General features: G+C 34.8%; 17 protein-coding genes and 2 pseudogenes. 5 read left to right on the forward strand and 14 right to left on the reverse strand.

The genetic code is table 11. From position 1 onward, the window contains the following. The first annotated feature begins 439 nt into the window (after positions 1–439). A complete protein-coding gene (gene tnpB / locus MKO96_RS15670; protein WP_240588017.1) occupies positions 440–1,561 on the forward strand; it encodes an IS200/IS605 family element RNA-guided endonuclease TnpB in 1,122 nt (373 codons plus the stop codon). 1,110 nt (positions 1,562–2,671) lie between these two features. Here the strand turns inward: tnpB and MKO96_RS15675 are convergent. The 4 genes and pseudogenes from MKO96_RS15675 to MKO96_RS15690 all read right to left on the reverse strand — a co-directional run bounded on the left by MKO96_RS15675 (position 2,672) and on the right by MKO96_RS15690 (position 8,436). Then, positions 2,672–3,220 carry a fascin domain-containing protein gene (locus MKO96_RS15675; protein WP_240588018.1) on the reverse strand — a complete coding sequence of 183 codons (549 nt, stop codon included), beginning with the start codon at positions 3,218–3,220 and terminating at the stop codon, positions 2,672–2,674. 255 nt (positions 3,221–3,475) lie between these two features. Beyond that, positions 3,476–6,079: a putative mucin/carbohydrate-binding domain-containing protein gene (locus MKO96_RS15680; protein ID WP_240588019.1), complete on the reverse strand. Its 2,604-nt coding sequence runs from the start codon at positions 6,077–6,079 to the stop codon at positions 3,476–3,478. 564 nt (positions 6,080–6,643) lie between these two features. Next, positions 6,644–7,919, reverse strand: a pseudogene (locus MKO96_RS15685) (glycoside hydrolase family 5 protein). 289 nt (positions 7,920–8,208) lie between these two features. Beyond that, positions 8,209–8,436: a hypothetical protein gene (locus MKO96_RS15690; RefSeq protein WP_000438639.1), complete on the reverse strand. Its 228-nt coding sequence runs from the start codon at positions 8,434–8,436 to the stop codon at positions 8,209–8,211. A 342-nt stretch (positions 8,437–8,778) separates the two neighbouring features. On the opposite strand from MKO96_RS15690, the gene MKO96_RS15695 reads away from it, so the two are divergent. Genes MKO96_RS15695 through MKO96_RS15705 form a run of 3 tightly spaced genes read left to right on the forward strand, consistent with a single transcriptional unit; the run spans position 8,779 to position 10,805 of the window. Continuing rightward, a complete protein-coding gene (locus MKO96_RS15695) occupies positions 8,779–10,044 on the forward strand; it encodes a Y-family DNA polymerase (protein ID WP_240588021.1) in 1,266 nt (421 codons plus the stop codon). Further along, positions 10,041–10,382, forward strand: a complete 342-nt coding sequence (locus tag MKO96_RS15700; protein ID WP_240588022.1) for a YolD-like family protein — start codon at positions 10,041–10,043, stop codon at positions 10,380–10,382. The genes MKO96_RS15695 and MKO96_RS15700 overlap by 4 nt, the downstream gene beginning before the upstream one ends. Before the next feature lie 48 nt (positions 10,383–10,430). Further along, complete coding sequence (locus MKO96_RS15705; protein ID WP_240588023.1) at positions 10,431–10,805, forward strand: hypothetical protein; 375 nt, start codon at positions 10,431–10,433, stop codon at positions 10,803–10,805. A gap of 35 nt (positions 10,806–10,840) precedes the next feature. Here the strand turns inward: MKO96_RS15705 and MKO96_RS15710 are convergent. The 6 genes and pseudogenes from MKO96_RS15710 to MKO96_RS15735 form a co-directional block, all read right to left on the reverse strand. Beyond that, positions 10,841–11,084 (reverse strand): annotated as a pseudogene (locus MKO96_RS15710) (D-alanyl-D-alanine carboxypeptidase family protein); the annotation flags it as partial. 39 nt (positions 11,085–11,123) lie between these two features. Next, a complete protein-coding gene (locus MKO96_RS15715; RefSeq protein WP_240588024.1) occupies positions 11,124–12,392 on the reverse strand; it encodes a serine hydroxymethyltransferase in 1,269 nt (422 codons plus the stop codon). Further along, positions 12,355–13,224, reverse strand: coding sequence for a pyridoxine/pyridoxal/pyridoxamine kinase (gene pdxK / locus MKO96_RS15720; RefSeq protein ID WP_226545919.1), 870 nt, complete (start codon positions 13,222–13,224; stop codon positions 12,355–12,357). Before pdxK ends, MKO96_RS15715 begins: the two co-directional genes overlap by 38 nt. Positions 13,225–13,282: 58 nt before the next feature. After that, positions 13,283–14,443: an aminotransferase A gene (locus MKO96_RS15725; RefSeq protein WP_240588159.1), complete on the reverse strand. Its 1,161-nt coding sequence runs from the start codon at positions 14,441–14,443 to the stop codon at positions 13,283–13,285. A gap of 136 nt (positions 14,444–14,579) precedes the next feature. Beyond that, entirely contained in the window at positions 14,580–15,167 is a 588-nt protein-coding gene (locus tag MKO96_RS15730; RefSeq protein WP_369294522.1) for a type 1 glutamine amidotransferase, read from the reverse strand. Between the two features lie 580 nt (positions 15,168–15,747). Beyond that, on the reverse strand, positions 15,748–16,398 hold the full coding sequence (locus MKO96_RS15735; RefSeq protein ID WP_240588026.1) for a DUF3841 domain-containing protein: 651 nt from the start codon (positions 16,396–16,398) through the stop codon (positions 15,748–15,750). A gap of 485 nt (positions 16,399–16,883) precedes the next feature. Here MKO96_RS15735 and MKO96_RS15740 point away from each other — a divergent pair, with 485 nt between their 5' ends. After that, positions 16,884–17,780 carry a LysR family transcriptional regulator gene (locus MKO96_RS15740; RefSeq protein ID WP_240588027.1) on the forward strand — a complete coding sequence of 299 codons (897 nt, stop codon included), beginning with the start codon at positions 16,884–16,886 and terminating at the stop codon, positions 17,778–17,780. A gap of 214 nt (positions 17,781–17,994) precedes the next feature. Here MKO96_RS15740 and MKO96_RS15745 read toward each other — a convergent pair whose 3' ends face one another. The 4 genes from MKO96_RS15745 to MKO96_RS15760 all read right to left on the reverse strand — a co-directional run bounded on the left by MKO96_RS15745 (position 17,995) and on the right by MKO96_RS15760 (position 22,817). Then, on the reverse strand, positions 17,995–19,218 hold the full coding sequence (locus MKO96_RS15745; RefSeq protein WP_240588028.1) for a cysteine desulfurase: 1,224 nt from the start codon (positions 19,216–19,218) through the stop codon (positions 17,995–17,997). Positions 19,219–19,220: 2 nt separating this feature from the next. Then, positions 19,221–20,528, reverse strand: coding sequence for a glutamate-1-semialdehyde 2,1-aminomutase (gene hemL / locus MKO96_RS15750; RefSeq protein WP_240588029.1), 1,308 nt, complete (start codon positions 20,526–20,528; stop codon positions 19,221–19,223). Positions 20,529–21,052: 524 nt separating this feature from the next. Next, positions 21,053–21,628 carry a replication-relaxation family protein gene (locus tag MKO96_RS15755; protein ID WP_016090027.1) on the reverse strand — a complete coding sequence of 192 codons (576 nt, stop codon included), beginning with the start codon at positions 21,626–21,628 and terminating at the stop codon, positions 21,053–21,055. A gap of 22 nt (positions 21,629–21,650) precedes the next feature. Beyond that, a complete protein-coding gene (locus tag MKO96_RS15760; protein ID WP_240588030.1) occupies positions 21,651–22,817 on the reverse strand; it encodes an FtsK/SpoIIIE domain-containing protein in 1,167 nt (388 codons plus the stop codon). Positions 22,818–22,830 lie beyond the last annotated feature (13 nt).

A 22,830-nucleotide genomic window follows, 5' to 3' on the forward strand; every position in this document is an offset into this window, starting at 1 on the left:
TGTCTGCCATTTTCATGTATACTTTTTCTAAATTCATTCCAAACCATATGTTTACCGTACTGATTTTGAAAAGAATGAAATTTAATTTTTAAATAAGTAATAAAGGTACGGCTCAGTCCACCTTCTGTATAGGACTTTTTCTTTTTACATATACTATTTTTGAGCCTTTTTACCAATACGTGTTCTATTGGTGTCTTGAATTCCTCCTAAAAGGGGCGGCAGATACGACTGCATGCCCTTTTTATTTATTTTATCATTTTAGCCAAGAAGACTCCTTCCTCAAGGAACGCGAAGTGAGTAGGTGGGAGATGAATTGGCTTTGAACAAGAGATGGCAGGAAGCCATCTTAATTGTTCGACATACATAAAGTGTTACTTCACTATCCATCGAATGTACGTTTGGTGTATAATATTCATATACCGAAATGGAGGTGAATCAAATGATAATTAATAAAGCCTTTAAGTTTCGTATCTATCCAAATCATGCACAAGCAATTCTAATTAATAAAACGATAGGTTGTTCTCGCTTTGTATTCAATCATTTCCTATCCCTATGGGATCACACATATCAAGAAACTGGAAAAGGTTTAACATATGGTACATGCTCTGCCAAACTTCCTGCCATGAAGAAAGAGTTTGTTTGGCTCAAAGAAGTGGATAGTATTGCGATTCAGTCGACTGTTCGCAACCTTGCGGATGCGTATACACGATTTTTCAAAAAACAAAATAGTGCCCCGCGTTTCAAATCCAAGAAGAATAACGTACAATCTTATATCACAAAACAAACAAATGAAAACATTGCCGTTGTAGGAAACAAAATAAAATTGCCAAAACTAGGTCTTGTTCGATTTGCCAAAAGTCGTGAAATAACGGGACGTATTGTAAATGCTACAGTTAGACGAAACCCTTCTGATAGATATTTTGTGTCACTATTAGTTGAAACAAAAGTACAAGAACTTCCGAAAACTCATTCTTACATTGGGATAGATATAGGACTAAAAGATTTCGCTATTTTGTCAGATGGAAAACCCTATGAAAATCCGAGGTTTTTCCGATTATTAGAAGATAAGTTGGCGAAAGCACAGCGTGTTCTTTCTAGAAGAATGAAAGGATCATCTCGTTGGAATAAACAACGAGTAAAAATAGCTAGAATTCATGAATACATATCAAATGCTAGAAAAGATTACTTAAACAAAATCTCAACTGAAATCATCAAAAACCACGATGTTATCGGTATAGAAGATTTGCAAGTATCAAATATGTTAAAAAATCGTAAGTTAGCAAAAGCAATTAGTGAAGTATCTTGGTCACAGTTTCGAACCATGTTGGAATATAAAGCAAAATGGTATGGCAAACAAGTCATTGTCGTATCGAAAACATTTGCTTCCAGCCAATTATGTTCTTGTTGTGGATATCAAAACAAAGACGTTAAAAATCTAAACCTACGTAAATGGGACTGTCCTTCTTGTCGTACACACCATGATAGGGATATTAACGCAAGTATCAATATAAAGAATGAAGCAATAAGACTTCTAACCGCAGGGACTGCGGGGTTAGCCTAATCAATTAGAGTTCGATAGAACCCTTTACTTAGGAATCCCTCACTTCTAAACGAAGTGAAAGTGGGGGTAGTTCAAATTGTTGTTCTATATCCAATACAACAATTGAAAACTAAAGATGCACTATTACATATTTTTTTCAGTCCAGATTATGTTAAAATTTCTTATGTTGTTTATTTCATAGTCGAATTATGGTTTCGTATCTAATTCAACAATATGTGAGCTGTATACAAAAAGAAAAGACACCCAAAAGGTGTCTTTTCTTCTTTTAATCTAAAAAACATTTTTCTTTTTCAGGAAGATTAATTATCTCACTAACTTAAGCCTCTAATTCAATGCCCTTTTGATCACGGTTCTCAAAAGGTTTCATCTATATTAACATGTAAATAGTTCACTTCCTAATCATATTTCCACCACTATATTTGATTTCTCAAAGATTTTCTGTCTTGTTCTTAATTTTGTCAAAATCTTCATATAGCTACACAAAATATATATGCTATTATGTTTTTAAGAAACTATGCGTTCCCTTAACCCTGTATCCGACCCTGTATTTTTTTACAGGGTCTTTATTTATTTACTTTCATTAGCTTATAAGAGTTAATACACACCCCATTTCAATTATAATCGTTTAAATGTTAGTTAGAATTTGAAATGATAAACCTATTAGCTTTTTAACACTTGTAATCTAATACTAGATTTCTAAATGTATACTACACTAAACATCAGTTAACACCATAAACATAGTGTTAACCATCTTAATTGAATATTAGTAATAGTAAGTATAAAGATTATCAATTTACTATATCTTACATTTATGTAAAAATAGATGTATGTTAAGCTTTTCAAAATCTTTCCCCTAATAAAGATTTGAAGTAGCATTTCATGATTCTCCTTACGGTTAATATGCCTTGAAAAAGAACCCTATAGGGTTCTTTTTCTTCTTATTACATCCACAGCAGATACTTAATTAACATACAAAAAGGACTGACAGTTACTTGCAGTCCTTTTTGTACCTAAATATACACTTATATTAAGTACTTAACTCTTTATTGTATTTGGCATGCATATGAACTACACATGTCATTATCATCTAGATACATAACACTTCCAAATTTAGAAGTACACAATAACAAATCTTTCCCAGCTTCCAGCTACATAACTATTAGCAGTTAATTCTCTACCGCCATTTGCTGATATAAATCTACCATTACTTAGCGCTTGTAATACATATATCCTATTGTCTCCACCATTATATAAGATAAATTTTTCCCATGTCCCAATTGATGTACGATCTGCTACTACTCTACCATTTGGCTCAAACGAAACGTACTTTCCATTACTTTTCGCTTTTAAAGCAAACGTATATAATTCCCCAGTCGGAATTAATTCAAATTTCTCCCATTCATTAATTGCACTACGATTTGCTACTACATTTCCCGATGGTTCAGCAGACACATATTGTAAATTTGCAGCTTGTATAGCAACAGTCCAGCTTCCATTAAATAGATTCACACCTTTTAGTGAACTTGCATTTGATTGGTCGGCTGCCAATGCATCATTCGATGGGGTTATCATCATTAACATTAGAACCATTGGTAACACCATTAAAACTAACTTTTTAAAGATCTTATTACCATTTGCATGAGCTATGAACCTCTTCATTCTCATTCCTCCCTTAATATATAGCACTCATATACATCATACCAAATATGTAAAATATTGTAATACCAGAGAGTCTTTATCAACAAATACCTTATTATTCTGTTTCTTTTTTCTCAAATCTACAGCACCTAAACATCACTCAGTCCTCAAACATATTTTTAAAATTAATTTCACTTTATATTAAATAAAAGCCAAATAGCCGTTCATAATGAACGACTATTAAGCATCTAACTAAAAATTTGAATGTTTTTCATGTTAATCTATTTTGTTTAATCCCGTTGAAGTAACTTGATAGATTCTTTTTTTTCCTATATATTCTTGTTTATTATTCTCAAGGTTAGTAAGTTTAGCCCGTGTCTTTTCATTTACTGCTTCCCCTTCTATATGGGTAAACTCGATATAATCTCCCACTTTGACCGGCACAGTTTGGCTTTCAGCAGTTTGCTGTCTATTTCCCACTAATTCTTTATTGTATACAACACTACCGGATGAATTCTGTACTTTGATACTCGCATACGTATTATTAAAATAAGAATGTGGTACGCCAGTTTCTAAATTCACCTGCATTTTCTCTGTTACCCTATTATAATTTACTTTTGCAATTTCTCTATCACTATATCCTTTTAAAGACCAACTAAATTGATTTCCGTCTAAAACCGTTGTTTCTGGCATTTTTTCTACTTTCTTCAGACCTTCTTTTGTAACTTCGTACATTGCTTTTTTTCCAAAGCTTTCTTGTTTGCTATTATCTACATTTGTTAAAGTAGCTCTATGCACACCTTCTAGATGTGTTAACTCAATATAATCTCCTACTTTAACTGGAACTTTTTGCGATTCAGCATTTTGTTGTTTATTTCCATAAATGTCTTTATTGTATACTACTTTGCCTGATGCATTTTGTACTTTAATACTCGCATATGTTTCATTAAAATAATGATGCGGTACGCCTGCTTTTAAGTCCACTTGCATTTCTTCAGCCGACTTATTGAAATTTATTTTAGCAAACTCAAAATCACTAATCCCTTTCATTGACCATGCAAATTGATTTCCATCTAAAATTGTTACTTCTGGCATTTTTTCTACTTTTTTCAAGCCTTCTTTTGTAACTTCGTACATTGCTTTTTTTCCAAAGCTTTCTTGTTTACTATAATCTACATTTGTTAAAGTAGCTCTATGCACACCTTCTAGATGTGTTAACTCAATATAATCTCCTACTTTAACTGGAACTTTTTGCGATTCAGCATTTTGTTGTTTATTTCCATAAATGTCTTTATTGTATACTACTTTGCCTGATGCATTTTGTACTTTAATACTCGCATATGTTTCATTAAAATAATGATGCGGTACGCCTGCTTTTAAGTCCACTTGCATTTCTTCAGCCGACTTATTGAAATTTATTTTAGCAAACTCAAAATCACTAATCCCTTTCATTGACCATGCAAACTGGCTTCCTTCTAAAATATTATTTGCATTAGGTACATCTGGTTTAATCGGATTAGAATCCGTCCCCTTCCAAATTTCTGCTGTTAAAATCGGATAGCCTAATGCAGCCACTTTTTGAATGGTATCATTATTTGGACGTAATCCCCACTTCTCAAAGAAAGGCATCAAATTTTGTTTGGCTACTTTTGATGCTGAGATCATAAATAATTGTTTTTTATTTTCATCAGTTTGTGGAAGTTCATTAGAAGGCATATCTCTATACAATTGATGCAGCTTAGGATAGAAGTCTTCTCCATATGCTAATTGTAGTTGCCAGAGCATAACAAGCTTGACAAAAACATCACTTATTTCGTCATAATTTTTATTCGCTTGTTCTAGATATTGAAACGCTTTCGGGTAAATACCACTTTTCTCTAAATTGGATGGTTGATTAAACGCCTTTTCTACAGAAAGGCTGTAAATATTATTTTGTACTTCTGTCATATTATAAAACTTCCAAGGTGCTTGCTGTCTCAAATGCCCTGCCTCATGCCAAGGACCCCAACCATCTTTAATAAATTTATTTATATCTAACACGTATTGAATTGCATCTCCTACATATGCAGTTCGATAAGAAGTCGCATACATATAATAATCTGGTGAATGATTTTCTTCTACGTAATGAATATAATGCTTGTCAGCTTGTTCTTCGGATAATCCAGCTACTTTGTCTTGAATTCGGGTAGCTTCATCCATCTTTTTTAAGAGTTGTACAGGATCTGTATTAGAACCCAGCAAATATTTCTTAACACGTGCAGGGCTGGCCGTAATTAATACACGTTCTCCTTTTAGCTCCACTGCATGTGCATTTGGATTTTGGTTCAGCATGTCTATTAAATCTTGTTTTGTATGCTTGCCTAGTTCAAAGAAAGGAGTAGTCGTTCCACCAGTTGTGACTGTTGTTCGAATGGTACCACCTTGTTGTTTATTGTAAAAATAAATCATTCCTCCATTTGGAGATTGGATTGTGTTTATACCTGGTTTTAATGTAAATGATTTTATTTTAGAATCTTCTCTCCAAGAAGCATCATACGAATACGTTCCAATGTATGCTTGAATATTTTCATTTCCTTCTACATTAATCGTTATTTGTTCATTTGGCTTTGCATATAAACCAGTCGGTTCATATGGACTAAATGCCATACTTTTTCTTTCCTGTTGTTTCAATACCTCAACATCCCCTTTTCCTGGGACTGTATACGTTCTGTTTTCTGATTTAACTGACTTTTCCTCTTGAAGTGATGTCGATATTTTATTTTGCTGCTGCGTTTCCTCTGCAATGATATCTGTTGTAGAAATCATTCCAGTTGCAAGCATAGTTACTGTAGCGGTGGCTGCAAGTATTTTTCTCGTTTTATGTTTTGAATTATTCCCCATATTTTCTCCCTCATTTTTCCTTAATATGCTTAAGGATTGATTGTTTCGCTTTCATGTTTTTTCCCAAAACCATTCATGCTATCTATGTTGTATCTTTTAATCTATTTTTTTTCATAATAATCTCCTTTTCTTTAGTTATTATTGTATACAAATACTATTTGATGACACATTAAATAACAACTTTACGATAAACTCAACAATAACAAACTATTATGTTTTGATTCACCCCCATTAACTTCCATCTAATTGTATAAATATATTCATTTAGCGAAATAAGTAAATAAATTTCAATATTTAAAGCTTACAACCTAACAAAAAATTCATAAAAGTTTCATAACTTTAAAGGTTTACATAATTTCACCCACATTTATTTAAACTTCCTTAACTTTTTTCTAATCTATTTTCTAAGAATCTTATTGTTTATTGTAAATAAACCAGGCTGCTACTCTATATGTAAAAGAAAGGCGGAATCTTTAATATGACTCCGCCTTTTTTGATATAAAAAGCATCTAATTCTATTTGAATTAGATGCTTACATTTAGTTCTTAAACCAAGCATTCTAAACTACTTATGCCCCTGTAAATCTTTTTTTATTACATCCCATAGTGGATTATCTTGACGTATCGGTTTACCCTCTTCGTCCCATTTTATTTTTCCTGTTCCCAATTCATAATTCATTCCCGTCCATGTGTCTTCACGGAATGCATAGAATGATTTATGCCACCCTTTTTGGTTGAAGATAGAAATAAGATCTTGCATATATTGGGTAGCTCCTGGAACGGTACGGTTAATTCCAAACTCCTCTGCAATAATTCGATTAGATGGTACATGATTTTTCTTAGACCATTGTTGAATCGGCTTTAAAAATTTCTCTAATCCCTGTTTATTCCACATTACAGGTTTCTCTAAATCCCCTACTTTTACTAATCCTGGATATTGATATTCCTTGTTTTGTTTTTCACCTTGACTCGTTAATTCATATGGTTCATACATATGAAATGCGTAAAGTGTCTTTTTATCCTCTACTGGGCTTAAATATTTAAAGGCCCATGGAGTAGCATATAAACCTGAATCTAAAATAATCGGTGTTTCTTGGTCCACTTCACGGATAGAATGAATCACCTTTTCATAAAATTCGTTTAAATCTGCTGTCGTTCCTTTCACTTTTGCATACCATTTCTCGTAATCTTCCGTCCAAAAATCATTATATCTATTATTTTTAGCTGTTTCTGGATGCGGTTCATTTATAATATTATAACCGACCACTGCAGGGTGATCTTTTAGTTCCAAAGCAAGGTCTTTCCAAAATTGACTTGCTTGTTCTTGATATTTCTCTTCTTCCCATATTCTGTCGTCATTCTTGTTATTATTAAATTGGCGCCATCGATCACCAGGCAAGGATAACATTGTAAGAACAACTTTCATTCCCTGCGATTGTGCGGCATCTAAATCCGCTTTTAATTTTTCTAGATCCTCCTTTACTAATCCCTGATAGTTATCTGCATTTCCTATCAGAAAATCCTTCCCAGAGGTATCTGGTTTATCCTCAAATAAAAAATCTTTATCCTTTGCCCATTTATCAGGTGCTAAACGAACATATTCAATATTAGCTTCTTTTGCACTTTTATAGTTTTCAGGTAATGATGTACTATTCATGAAATTAGTACCTTTCCTTTTCGAATCCCAAAAACTAATTTTTGAATCACTCTTGTGATAGGTATCAGCTCTTACATTCATTTCCTGTACTCCAAAATTCATCATGCCTAACAACGCAACAATTGGTAAAATTTTTTTCACAACTTTCTCCTTCTTTCTCTTTCTCTTTCTCTTTTACACACATAACATACCTTTGTTTTGTTACAGGAATGTGGCAATTTTCCAAAAATACCTGTTATGTTTATGAAAAAGACAGAGATAATAGGAAGTTGCTTCATTTACTAAAAAACAAAAAAGGAATCCTTTACGGATTCCTTTTTGACTTGCACTCTTTTTCAAATAGCGCATTTTTGCACCTACTTTTAGTATACCTTACAATTCTTATAAAATAAATAAGATTAAATAAATTTTATTTCTATATTTTCAAAAAACATCATATTCCCTTATAATTTTACAAATAAAATAGCGTATTATTAAAACTCATCTCTTGAACATTCCTTTAGTTGTTCCATAGCAATTTTACGCGCATGTTCCTCACTATCTATCAAAGTCAATCCTTGTGATATATAACTCCAAAATTCATATCCACAATCCTCCATCCATCTATAAGCTTCTGTTGTGTATAGCCCATCTTTTCTTTTAATGATTTGAACCTTATAGTTTTTACTTGGAGAAAAAAACTCTTGTATAACCTGCTCCATTTATGAAAAATCCTCCTTCAATCTATTATGTGAAATTATATTTTCACATAATCTCGTAATAGAAACCTCTTTTTACGATAAATTACTATCACCTTTTGAAAGGATAATATACCTTACATCCTCCCATCATTTTCTTCCTGTACTAACCAATATAAATGATACAGCTTATATCCTAGAAACTTCAATAACATTTGGCCGTTATTTCTCTCTGTCGTTCTACTTATTTCTACTACATATAATTAAATATTTTTTCAAAAATCACTTCATAAAAGAACGTAAGTTCGTGTATAATAAGAACAATAACAAGAACAAATGTTCTCGTTATTGTTAGGAGGAGTTATAGTGTATGACTATTCAATTTTACCGAATAGAATCATTTTATGTGTCGATCTTCGCAGCTTTTATGCTTCTGTTAGTTGCATCAAAATGGGATTAGACCCACTTCATACAAAATTAGCTGTAGTCGGTGATGTGAATAGGAATGGGTCCATTGTTTTAGCTGCAACTCCACCTTTAAAAGCAATGGGTGTAAAGAAGATGGCAAGGCTATACGAGATTCCTCGACAAAAAGATATCCTTATTGTGAATCCAATTATGGGAACCTATATTAAGTGCTCCAATTACATAACGACGTTAGCTCTACAATATGTTCCTATTGAAGACTTTCATCAATACAGCATCGATGAATTTTTTATGGATATTACCGATAGCATCCATCTATTTGCCCGGAATCCAAATGAATTTGCATTACAGTTTAAACGTGAAATATATGAACACACACGAATTGAATGCACAATCGGGATTGCACCTAACCTATTGATGAGTAAGGTAGCTTTAGATATTGAAGCAAAGAAAAATAAAGACGGAGTCGCTTATTGGAAATACGAAGATATACCTACAAAATTATGGAGCATACGACCGCTTAATAAGTTTTGGGGGATTTCGCATAAAACAGAAACAAAATTAAATCAAAAAGGAATACATTCAATTGGAGATTTAGCTAATTATCCTCTTAAATATTTAAAACAAAGCTTCGGCGTGATTGGCGAAGAATTACACTTACATAGTAATGGGATTGACTTTAGTCGCATTTCAGAAAAATATGTTCCTGCCACAACTTCTATAGGAAAAAGCCAAATTTTAATGCGTGATTATACAATAGAAGAATTTCCGATTATCCTACTGGAACATACCGAAGAAGTTTGCTATCGATTAAGACAACAAAACAAACTTGCTCAAACCGTTCAATTTTCAATTGGATATAGTAAAAGTTATTCGGGTGGCTTTAGCAAAACACATACCTTAAGCCGTCCGACCAACTTAACCATGGACATTTATCAAGTTTGTCTATATTTTCTACATCAACAATATACTGGAGAACCAATTAGAAGTATTACTATTTCTCTAACAAAACTAATTGGTGAAGGAGAAGAACAAATTTCTCTTTTTGATAACATCATACAACGAGAAAAAGAAATAAAGCTAACGAAAGTAATGGATGAAATACGCACAAAGTTTGGAAAAAATAGCATATTAAGAGGAATTTCCTATACAAATAATGCAACAGCTAGATACAGAAACACACTGTTAGGGGGACACAAATCATGAACAACGCTAATATGCCAAAAGGCAGAGGAATGGTAAAATGGACACCGTTTGCAGCAATGCCAGAACAATTCGTCGGAATACGTGAAATGATCAAAGAGAAAAATAAAGTTGCACGCCCCATTTTAACTTCTGAAGAGAAAGAACGGATTGAGAACATGTTACTATGTTCATTGCTATCTGAAGAAGAGATATTAATTACATATTATGAAGATGGTTATTTACTCACCAATTATATGACCGTTATCGATATAGTTCCATTACATAGCTCTATCATATGTACTGATGCTTTCTATAATAAGTTGACAATACAATTTACGAATATAATAGACGTAAAATAGAATAGATTTAGGTGATTATCTTTGGAGTATTATAAAGGAGTATATAGAATGCAAGAGAATCATATAAGAAAGAATACAGCGAGAACAATTACTCATAATGATATAAATAACTATCCCTATTTAAATATACCTATGATTATCAATGAGAAAGATGGACTAACTTACGAGGTTTTAAGCGCTGGTTTTCATAATAATGATGTAGTAGCGATGATAACGACAGATGGTTTCGCTACTACTAGGGTAAATACACCGATTGTAACAGTAAAAAACAATGATGGTAGTATCCAAGCATTCCGCTTACCTTTAGAATTAGAATATTGGGTACTTTCATGTATGTCTGCTGCTTCAACAGGGAGAAACCCGTTCCCATGTAAAGTTGCATTTGGAATCATTGATACTAAATTTCATGTAGAATTCAAGTGAAAAAGGAGCAAATTAATTTGCTCCTTTTATCGTTATGTATGCTCTTGATCTTTTCTTTTTACATTGTTTGCATACAGTTTTTTTGATAATTATAGGAGCGAAACCCTGAAATAACATTTAACTGGATTCCTTCTTGCTTTGCAAATCAAATAACTTTTCTAGTGCTTCTACTGCTTCTTTACGAAGGTGACTCTATTCTAACGTTCCACTAAATGAGAACAGTACATTTGGTACAACTAAATCCTCTGGTTTCTATTCTTCGGGCAATCCATTCATTTTGCTAAGAATTAAATACAATGTGCAAAAAAGCGACCCGGGTTAATTCCTTATTATCTCTTTCATTAAAGTCATATCCTTGTATATTGGAAATTTCTTAGTTAATTCTTTTACGATAGAGCATGCTTTTTCTTTAACTCTTACATTCTGGGGATTCTTTAATACTAAACAAATGATTTCAGCAATTTTAATCATTTCTAGTTCACCCATTCCTTGTGTTGTAACTGCTGGTGTCCCCAAACGAATTCCACTCGTAATAAAAGGACCCTTTTTATCAAAAGGAATGGAGTTCTTATTAACCGTTATCCCTACTTCCTCTAATAATATTTGAGCTTCTTTTCCTGTTAGGTTCATATTACAAAGATCTATAAGTAGCAAATGATTGTCCGTTCCACCTGTCAACACATTAAAGCCTAACTCTCTTAGTTCTTTTGCTAGCACCTTAGCATTCTTTATTGTATTTGAAACATATTTTTTAAATTCGGGCTTCAACGCTTCATTAAAAGCGACTGCCTTGGCCGCAATCATGTGCATAGCTGGCCCTCCTTGTATACCAGGGAATACACTCTTATCTATTGTAGCAGCCCAATCTCTTCGGCAGAGTATAATTCCCCCTCGAGGACCACGCAGGGTTTTATGGGTAGTAGTAGTAACAAAATCAGCATATGGAACTGGGCTCGGATGCATTCCAGTAGCTACAAGCCCAGCAATATGGGCTATATCTGCCATAAAAAATGCATTCACTTCTTTTGCGATGCTCGATAATCTCTCAAAATCAATAATCCTTGAATATGCACTTGCACCAATTACCATCATTTTAGGTTGATGTTTCAGCGCTAAAGTTCTAACTTCATCATAGTCAATATTGAAATGTCGCTTATTTACTCCATAAGATATAAAATTGTATAATACACCCGAGGAATTAACAGGGCTCCCGTGTGTAAGGTGACCACCGTGGGATAAATCCATTCCTAATACTGTATCTCCAGGCTTCAAACAAGCAGAGTAAACAGCCATATTTGCTTGTGCCCCGGAGTGAGGCTGCACATTCGCATGGTCCGCTCCAAATAATTGTTTTGCTCGCTCTATAGCTAAACTCTCTACAATATCTACATATTCACATCCACCATAGTATCTCTTTCCTGGATATCCTTCAGCATACTTATTAGTCAGCACTGTGCCCATTGCCTCTAAAACGGCTAGACTTACAAAGTTTTCAGAAGCAATTAGTTCAATATGTTTTTGCTGGCGTTGTAATTCATAATCAATTGCCTCAGCTACTTGATAATCTTTTTCCCTTAATTTCTTCATTATTAACTATCCCTTCTAATGAATTAGTAGTTTTTTTGTATGCACTATGATTCGTTGAGCCAACATATTGATTGAGAGCGAATGAACTGCGTATTGCTTCTGTAATAAATAACTTTGCAATGCTTACTGCCTCTATAACAGACTTCCCTTTCGCTAGTTCAGCAGCAATCGCTGCAGAGTAAGTACATCCAGCACCATGTATATGGTCGGTTTGAAATCGTTCTGATTGTATATATTTAAAATTCTTTCCATCATATAGTAAATCTAATGCTGTCTCATGTGCTAGGCGGCTCCCTCCTTTCACTAAAACATATTTTGGACCTAAATCGTGAATGATTTTTGCTGCTTCTTTCATGCCCTTAATGGATTTAATCGGAGCCACTTTACTTAAATGTGCCGCTTCCAGTAGATTAGGTGTGACAATTGTAGCTTTTGGTATGAGCAAATCTCGTAAACTATCTACTGTTTCAGGATGCATTACTTCTGTTACACCTTTGCAAACTAAAACCGGATCAATAACAATATTTTCGAGTTGATGTTGATCAATTACCTTGGAAACCAAATCGATTAGTTGGACCGATCCAAGCATTCCTGTTTTTACTGCATCAATACCGATTCCTTCAATAATAGTTCTTAATTGCTCCTTTACTGTTTTAATTTCTTGTGGAAATGTATGATGCTCCCAATAATTTTTAGGATCCATCGTAACAATAGTCGTTAATGCAGTCATCCCGTAGACATTTAACTCCTGAAATGTTTTCATATCTGCTTGGATTCCAGCACCTCCACTGCTATCCGAACCGGCTATAGACAAGACCTTGTTTTTCACCATAAGAAACCCTCCTTTTTAACTGCTGATAGTGATAAACGTAATTCGTCAAAGCACGTATCTAGGATTGTAATTCACCTAGATACTTTTCAAGACGATTTAGAGCTTCCTCTAGCACCTTCATTGGCTGTACATAAGAAATCCTCACATACCCTTCTCCATATTCCGTGAATGAATCTCCTGGAATGAGTGCAACCTTAGCTTTTTTTAATACATCAGCAACAAATTCTGATGAGGTTTTCCCAAACTTTGAGATAGACGGAAAAAAATAAAATGAACCGGCTGGTTTGACTACTGTGAGTCCCATATCTTGCAACCTCTTATACACATAATCACGACGTATACGATATTCGTCACGCATGATGTGAGCATCATTAATTCCTACTGTCAATGCCTCGATAGCAGCAACTTGACTAATCGATGAGACAGCAGCCGTCGTGTATTGCTGTAGCTTCTTCATTTCTTCAATCAGATATCCTGGTGCAAAAGCAAATCCTACTCTCCATCCTGTCATCACATGGGATTTTGATAGCCCATTAATGACAATTGTTTTCTCTTTCATTCCCTCCATTTTCGCAATTGATACATGCTCCTCTTCAAAAACCAATTCGCTATATAATTCATCTGAAACAACCATTACATCTTTATCAACCAGCAAATCCCTAATTGCTTTTATTTCTTTTTGATTCAGTGTAACTCCAGAAGGATTCATCGGTGATGGGATAATGACACACCGTGTTTTATCGGTCATCATTTTTTGAAGAGCCTCTACTGTAACCTTAAATCCTGTATCCCTTGTGTCTAGATAAATAGGTGTTGCGCCACATAAACGAATAACCGGTTCGTATCCAGGATAAATAGGAGTTGGTAGAATAACTTCGGAACCTTCGCTAAGTATAGTTCTAAGAGCAAGATAAATCCCTCCGGTTGATCCGTTAGTTACTAGTATTTCGTGGTTAGGATCATAAGTAAGTCCATATTTTACATGCATGTAGTTTGAGGAAACTTTAAGAAGTTCTGTATAACCCGAAGAAGGTGGATACGTTGTATGGTTATTTTCAATTGCCAATTGTCCAGCTATCTTTATATGCGCTGGAGTAGGAAAGTCAGGTTGACCAATGGTTAAATGGATGACATCCTCATATTGCGAAGCCATATCAAAAAAGGGGTCCATTTTTGAGGACTGCAATCGTGTTACTCTATTGTTTAATAAGTGTTTCATGTTTACATAGCTCCTTTTAGAGAGGGGTAGCAAAAGCCACCTCTCGCTGCCAAAGATGGTGACCAGAAAGTTAAATAGTATATGAATCTTTGATTTTTCACATTAAAATAAAGTGATTAATTGTAGCATTAGAAATTTATGAACAATTTTCTACGTTAGCAAATACCTGATATTTCATCTCCATTGCATCGAGCAAAGTGAATAGTATCAATTTTGATAGAACCAACGAGTGTGTCTCTTCAAGCATCTCATGTGGCCGTTGTACATACATCCCTTGCTCAATTTCATCAGCACAATGTACTATTAATCTCTCAATACTGGCAGCACTTGACTCTAAATGAAATTGTAATCCAACGACATGGTCTTCATATACGTATGCCTGATTAACACATCCTTTGCTATACGCAATTTTCTTTGCTTGCGGAGGAAGCTGGAATGTGTCTGCATGCCAATGGAAAGGAACAAACACCTCCGGAAATCCGCTAAAGAAATCGATTTGCTTGGCCTCCTCCGACAATTTAACAGGAAACCAACCAATCTCCTTATGATGATTTTTATATACTTTTCCTCCAAGGGCTTCTGCAATTAACTGAGCCCCAAGACATACCCCAAGTACTAGTTTTCGATGCTGAATAGCTTTCTTTATTAACTGTTTCTCCAATTCAAGCCATGGATATATTTTCTCGTCATAAACCCCCATCGGCCCACCTAGTATGACGAGCATGTCAAATTCCGAATAAGAGGGTAGACAACTGCTTTCATATAATAATGTCCCTGTGACTTCATGCCCTTTTGCCTCCGCCCAAGTTAAAATGTGTTCGGGTGATTCAAAAGAGACATGCTGCAAATAATGAATTCTCAAATTCTTTTCCTCCTTAAGCTGTAGTTAAATTATTTAGATTTTAAGTATAATCTTGAGATTATCATTAAACAATCCAATCATTATTATAGAAACCATAGGTTTTACCTATTATTCAATCTAATTGACGACTAATAACTATATCTTTCAAAAAATAGTTAGACAATAAGTATTATTCGTTTTATGACGACCTTATTTAACGAAAAAAACTTTGACACTTTTCATTTTAACTATGCTAATTTTTTATATTGATACTAAAAGAAAAAGAAACTCTTGATATACAAGAGTTTCTTAAAGTTAATAAATACAATGATTTAGCAATTGTTTATATAATTATTACTCACCAATCTGGAGTCTTCTATCTACTTATAAATGCTCCATTTGAATTTTATTTTAAGTGCTTCTATAGACTTCTTCTTTAAGTAGATATCTACTCGCACAGAATTTAGATTTTACGCAACCTTTCCTGTAGACGTAACTTTCTCTCTTTTGCTTTTCTTCTCTTTTTATTCACACGTTTTGTTCTTGAATCTACACGTTTACTATACTTTTTAGGCAGCGCCTTTTCTCGGAAACGTTGAACCTTTTTTATCGCTGAAATTGGCAGCATACCAACAACGCCCTGTTTTTCAATTTCATTTGGTATGTCTAGATACCAATCTGGATGATCATGTAAGGCATTAAAATCAAACATAATACCATATTCCATTTCCATCTCTTTTTCCCACAATTCAAAAGGCTCCGCAGTTTGTTCATCGATTCTTTCCTGATACGAAATGCTCTCGTTTAGTAAGCCACACCAAACCTGATAATCACTCCAGAGAATATCACAATCAGGCACCTCTAACGTAAGGATGACAAACCTTTCTCCAGTCTTTCCCCAGCATTTCTCATTTCGATTAGGATAATTATCCGTATGCCATAACCATATTAGTTGCTCACCTTGATATGACGGAATTGCTTGCTTCATGCGATGTCTCATCCATCGGTAGGGCACCTTCAAGTAGGAATCCACCCACTTATTGTCACTAGTTATATACCCTTGTTTATTCCAAGCTTTCCATGCTGCTTCGTGCTGTACAGTATAGACAATCATTTTGTTACTCCTATCTATATTTCTCATTAAATATAATAATTTTGTATTCACAATTAACCTTTAATCTAAACCATTTCAACAAGATATCTATTTTTCACAAATAAGCATTAGGTTTTGTTCTACAACCTAAAAAAATGACTGTATCATGCTTTTGCCGACACAACAACCACTACCGTATGAATTCATCTTAATAATTACACTCATAACATACATGAAAATCTGCCTTTAACACGGATATTTGAAAAAAACTTTCAATCCACAATTAATCTATTAACCCACAGATTCCAGCATACATACGTACAAGTGACAAAAAAGTGCACCTAAAGATTGTATGAAACAAGCTGATTACTGTCATATGAACAAAACCTTTTCACTGGGAAAAAATCACTGTATGTACGAACACAAACAATAGATATTTACTATAATTTACCCTATAATGATTATTATTTCCTATAAAAAAATAATAACTTTTGGAGGAAGAACTATTGGATTTAAAGCAATTGGAATACTTCATGACCTTATGTCAGGAACTACATTTTACTCGTGCAGCCGAAAAGTTAGGAATCGCCCAACCCTCATTAAGCCAGCAGATCCGATTGCTGGAACATGAAATCGGTACGCCATTGTTTGATCGTGTTGGAAAACGAACCATTATTACCGAAGCGGGCAAAACACTGCTTCATCATAGCTATAATGTATTCCATGAGCTATCACAAGCTCGTGCCGCAATTAGTGAAATACAAGGTCTAAAAAGAGGGTCATTAAAGATAGGAGCGCTCCTGACAGTTACAAATTACTTGATTCCTCAAACTGTAATCGAATTTCACCAAAGGTATCCCAATATTGAATTGGCTGTTTCAGGTATGCGAACTGGGGATATTTATAACGGTCTTTTGGAAAATGAACTCGATTTGGGCGTAGTATTTTTGCCTATGGAACATGATGAGTTAGAAACCATTCCACTCTTTAAACAACATCTTGCTTTAGCAGTTCCAATCAATCATTCCGTAGCTGAAGAGGAATCTGTTACACTTGACGTTTTAAAAGAAACACCCTCAATTTTATTGCCTGACACATATTTTTTGCGGCAGCTGATTAACGAACAATGTAATGAACTTGGATTCGCAGCTAAACCGGTTATGGAAATGACGACTATGGAATCAATCATTCATATGGTCAGCAAAGGAGTTGGTGTCACCATTCTACCAAAAGGTTACCTTGACTATATAGACAATAAACTTATACGGACGATTCCTATTGAAAACCCTATGCTTATTACGCAAATTGGTATCGCTTACCGTAAAAACAAATATTTGTGTGCAGCAAGTCGAGTATTCATGGAGCAGTTGATTTCCACTATAAAAAGTGAAACCTTTCAATAGATTGTACTTTATGCACGTTAAAATGAGTCTGAAGTTTAAAAATTCTTTTGACCTACTGTAAAACTATAATGTGCATCCGATAAAAGTTGATTAAAAATCCTGTATTTTTAATACAGGATTTTTATTTTCTTATTCTACAAAAAGAGAAGCATACTTGAACTAAATCTATTGAACCACATATGAAATGCATAGAAAATGGAGATAGCAAAAGCTATTAACCCCTCACCTTGAAGAATTCTCTTGCTTTATGAAGTGCGAATATGAATCGATTGATCTCCTCTTCTGTGTTATACAAATAAAAACTCGCACGTGCCGTAGAGCTGGTACCCAGATGTTCCATGAGCGGCTGACAACAATGCTGTCCAGCACGTATGGCTACTCCATATGTATCCAAAACAGTAGCAATATCATGCGGGTGAATATTCTCCACTTGAAACGTCACCAGTCCCAAACGCTCTTTTTCTGGACCAACTATTGTTAAATCTTCAATCTGCTTCATTTGCTCTACTGCATAGCCAGTTAAAAGCTTGTCATGCCTTGCAATATTTTCTATTCCGACTTGTTCAAGAAAGTCTATCGCCACTCCTAAACCGATAGCCCCAGCAATAATCGGCGTACCCCCTTCGAATTTCCAAGGTAATTCCTTCCATGACGAAGCATATAAGCTAACACTATCAATCATTTCCCCCCCAAATTCGATTGGCTCCATCTTCTTAAGTAAGGATTCTTTTCCATATAGGGCACCAATCCCCGTAGGCCCACACATTTTATGTCCTGAAAACGCATAGAAATCACAGTCCAATTCTTGAACATTCACCTTTATATGAGGAACACTTTGTGCTCCATCCACTAAAATGACAGCTCCATGCTTATGTGCGATGGATGCCATTTTCTTCACCGGGTTAGTAATGCCTAGTACATTGGATATGTGTGATACGGCAACTATCTTTGTCCGTTTTGTGATTGTATTCTCCACATCTTCTATTGTAAACGTCCCGTCTGGTTGCAGTGGAATATATTTCAATACAGCTCCGGTGCATTTTGCTACTTGCTGCCAGGGAATTATATTACTGTGATGCTCCATTGCAGAAATAACAATTTCGTCCCCGTTTTTACATACCGATCGTGCATAACTGCTTGCTACTAGATTAATTGCTGCTGTGGCACCTCGAGTGAATATTATTTCTTTTTCTGATTTTGCGTGAAGAAAACGAGCTACCTTAAACCGTGCTCCTTCATAAGCATCCGTTGCTCGTGAACTCAGTGAATGAACCCCACGATGGACATTTGCATTATCCCACTCATAGTAGTGTTTTAGTGCCTCAATTACCTGAATTGGCTTTTGTGCTGAAGCAGCATTATCTAAATATACTAGGTGATGTCCATTAATTTGCTGATTTAGAATCGGAAAAAGTTTACGTATTTCTGAAAAATTCATAATTACTCCCCCAATCCTTTACTTATCATACTTAATACTCGATAATGAGCCTCAATTGTTGTTTCAATTACCTCATCCGAATGAGCATTCGATATAAACATGGCTTCATAGGGCGTAGGAGCTATCAAAACACCATGATTCAACATAGCCGCATAATATTTTTTAAATAAACGCATATTTGAAAGTTGAACAGTTTCATAATTCACTACCTCATGTTCTGTAAAATAAAAGCAAAGCATTGAACCCACTCTATTTACTTTCAATGGAATACCAGTCAGTTTGGCATTTTGTATAAAGCCTTCAGCTAATCTAGCACCTTTTCTTTCTAGTTTTTCATAGATTCCATGCTGAGACAATAATTGCAAAGTTGCATACCCGGCTGCCATGGCGACCGGATTTCCAGATAATGTTCCAGCTTGATAAATCGATCCAGAAGGGGCCATTTGTTCCATAATTTCTCGCTTTCCGCCATAAGCGCCTACTGGGAGCCCTCCTCCAATTACTTTTCCTAGACATGTAAGATCTGGCTTAATTCCGTATAAACCTTGCGCTCCATAATAGCCTACACGGAAACCAGTTACCACTTCATCAAAAATGAGCAGACTTCCGTAGCGTTCAGTAATCTCACGCAACCCATGAAGAAATCCGGGCAATGGTGGTATGACCCCCATATTTCCTGCTATCGGCTCAACAATAACAGCAGCAATCTGCTCACCAAATTTTTCAAATACAAAACGAATACTATCTATACTGTTATAAGGTACTGTAATGGTATTGGAAGCAACACTTTTCGGGACTCCTGGACTGTCAGGTAAACCCAATGTTGCCACACCAGATCCGGATTTGATTAAAAAGGGATCCGCATGTCCGTGATAGCCTCCTTGAAATTTCACGATTTTTTGCCGCTTCGTATATCCTCTTGCTAAACGTATGGCACTCATGGTAGCTTCTGTACCAGAATTGACCATACGTATCATTTCAATAGATGGAATACTTCTACATATTAACTCCGCCATTTTTGTTTCAGCTTCTGTTGGTAAGCCAAAACTTGTTCCCTGACTTGCTGCCTCCTGTATAGTTTTAACAACTTCCGGGTGAGCATGCCCTAATATGAGTGGACCCCATGAACCAATATAATCAATAAATTCATTCCCATCGATATCAAATACGTGTGCACCTTGCCCATTTTTAGCAAAGATAGGTGCTAGATTTACGCATGAAAATGCGCGAACCGGACTATTAACTCCGCCAGGCATAATTCTTTTAGCTTTATTGAACGCTATTTCAGAATTTGTGTCTTTCCTTATCATGTGCAATTTTTATCTCCTCCTTTTCAACGACTAATACGTCGCCATACATAAAAAAACATGAGATTATACTCTACAAATCCCCTGCTACTCTATCTTTCATTCATCCTCTTATCCGAAAGCTTATTTATAACCATTTTTATATAAATCAGCAATCCACCCACCTTCCACTAAATGGAAAAAACCTTTTTTCGCTTTGCATGTTCTACTAGATTTGTATACAATGGTGTGCCTTTATCGTTCATAATGAATCCCAATTCCTTTCCGATAGTATTTTGTATTCCAACTTAGTTTAAAATGCAGCGATTCATAGTTCAATATAATAATAAATATAGTTTCAATAGGAATTACCTATTATAATAAAATTAAAATGGAGATTTACTTTCCTAAATTTGTGATTCATATCCAAACAGGAATTATCGTTATCAATTTGAAGGGCGACTATATCTGCTTTGCTGTAATAGAGCATCATACATTGCTTAATAGATTATTGAAAAGAAAAAAGCTCTGCACTTTGCAGGCTTTCTTTATGATTTAATTATTAGGTTATTCATAAAATCCCCTATAGAATTCGCCTGGAATATACGGAAATAAGAAGATTGAACGTCGTAATGTTTGTCAGTAATGATTAGGATTGAAGGGAAAAATTTAGAAGCTTTCGGTTGCCAAGATTCATTGTGCCATTCTTGACTATGGAAGTATAACTCGTATCTATTTATCTTATCTTGCATTATTTTTTTACTGTATACTGACTTTTGAACTTCAATAAAAAACGGGGATCTACGCCATATCGTAAAGGCATCTGGCTCCATATACTCTTTCCCATACTTAGGTTCCACTTTGAATAATTTAGGATTTTCGTAGTAGACAAGTTGTTTGTATACGTCCACAATACCAAGGAAATGAGGAATTTTTTGACTCGTTTTTTTGATAGAACTTGGTTGTGGAAAATAAATGTATGGGTGCTGTAATACGTTTGCATCAACATAACCATCTCTCCTTAATCGTTTCATAACCGTATTACAACAAGTTACTGCATTCTTTAAACCCTGAAAATGCAAGTCAATAATATCATCACGGGACATGCATCTAAATCGCTTCAAATCATTTAAAATTCCTTTATCTCTACTCCTCATCATCTAACACCCCAAACAAAGGAATTTCTTTTTTTAGAGGAATTTGGAGCATTTTTTCTTCTTTAGACATGCGATAGGGTTCAACAATTTGTTTCGCATTATTTAATTCCAAATAAGGTGCTTGCACTTTCTTTAATCCATTTCGTTTTAATATCATTTGGCCCGATTGCTCTAAATGCTCTGAACCAGGAGTACCCATGATATTACTATTAATCGCACTATCGCATTTAAAACCAATTCTTACGGTCATATTGAGTTTTAACTTGCCATCCAACACCTTTGCATCCGGCCTCTGCATACTAAGCATAAGAAAGACCCCAAGTGATCGGCCGACTGCTGAAATTTTTTCGATTGTAGTCATACATTCTTTTTCATCTTTAAGCATCGCCACTTCATCAATAGCAAGTAAAATATATGGTTTTTGATTATCAGGATTCAATTTGTTGTACGCATCAATATGATCAACCTCAAATTGTTCCATGAGTTTTCTTCGTTCTCTGATTTCCTTCCACACCTTTTGAAGCATAATTTTCATTTCGATTTCTTCCATACAAACTTCTTTTACATGCTTCACTCTCCGCAAAAAATGAAATTCAGAGTTTTTTAGATCCCCAAGATACAAATGCAGCTTATCAGGTGACATATATTGAATGAAAGTGGATAGTACAACACGCACCATACTACTTTTCCCGCTTCCCGTTTCCCCCGCAATTAATAAGTGTGGTGTATTGGAATCAAGCATATCGTATGTAATCATTTTCCCAAATTGATCCCGGCCAACCACAACAGGAAGACGATACTCCTTTAATAATGAATGCCACTCTTTATAACAGTACTTATAAGGTTTTAGTCCAGAATCTGAATGGAATACATGTAGTACAAATTTTTTCACATCCCCTTCAATCGTAATATTCCGTCCTAATATTTGTTGAAAACAAAACCACTTCTTTTCAATTTTTTGTGGATCTAATCCGTTTGGTATCGTAAATACATACCTTACACTTTCTGTTGAAGAAGAAACATTATGTACCTTTGGATAAATAGGCACTTTCCCTCCACGTGTTTGATGTTCCGTATATAGTCCTGCTTTTGCAAAAACCTCTTTAAGTCGATTCCTTAACTTTTGTGTATGAAGCCACTCCTTTATAATCCTCATTTACTCCATTCCT

The organism is Bacillus sp. ES1-5 (genome assembly GCF_022487605.1).
In the GTDB taxonomy this organism is placed as follows: Bacteria; Bacillota; Bacilli; order Bacillales; family Bacillaceae_G; genus Bacillus_A; species Bacillus_A wiedmannii.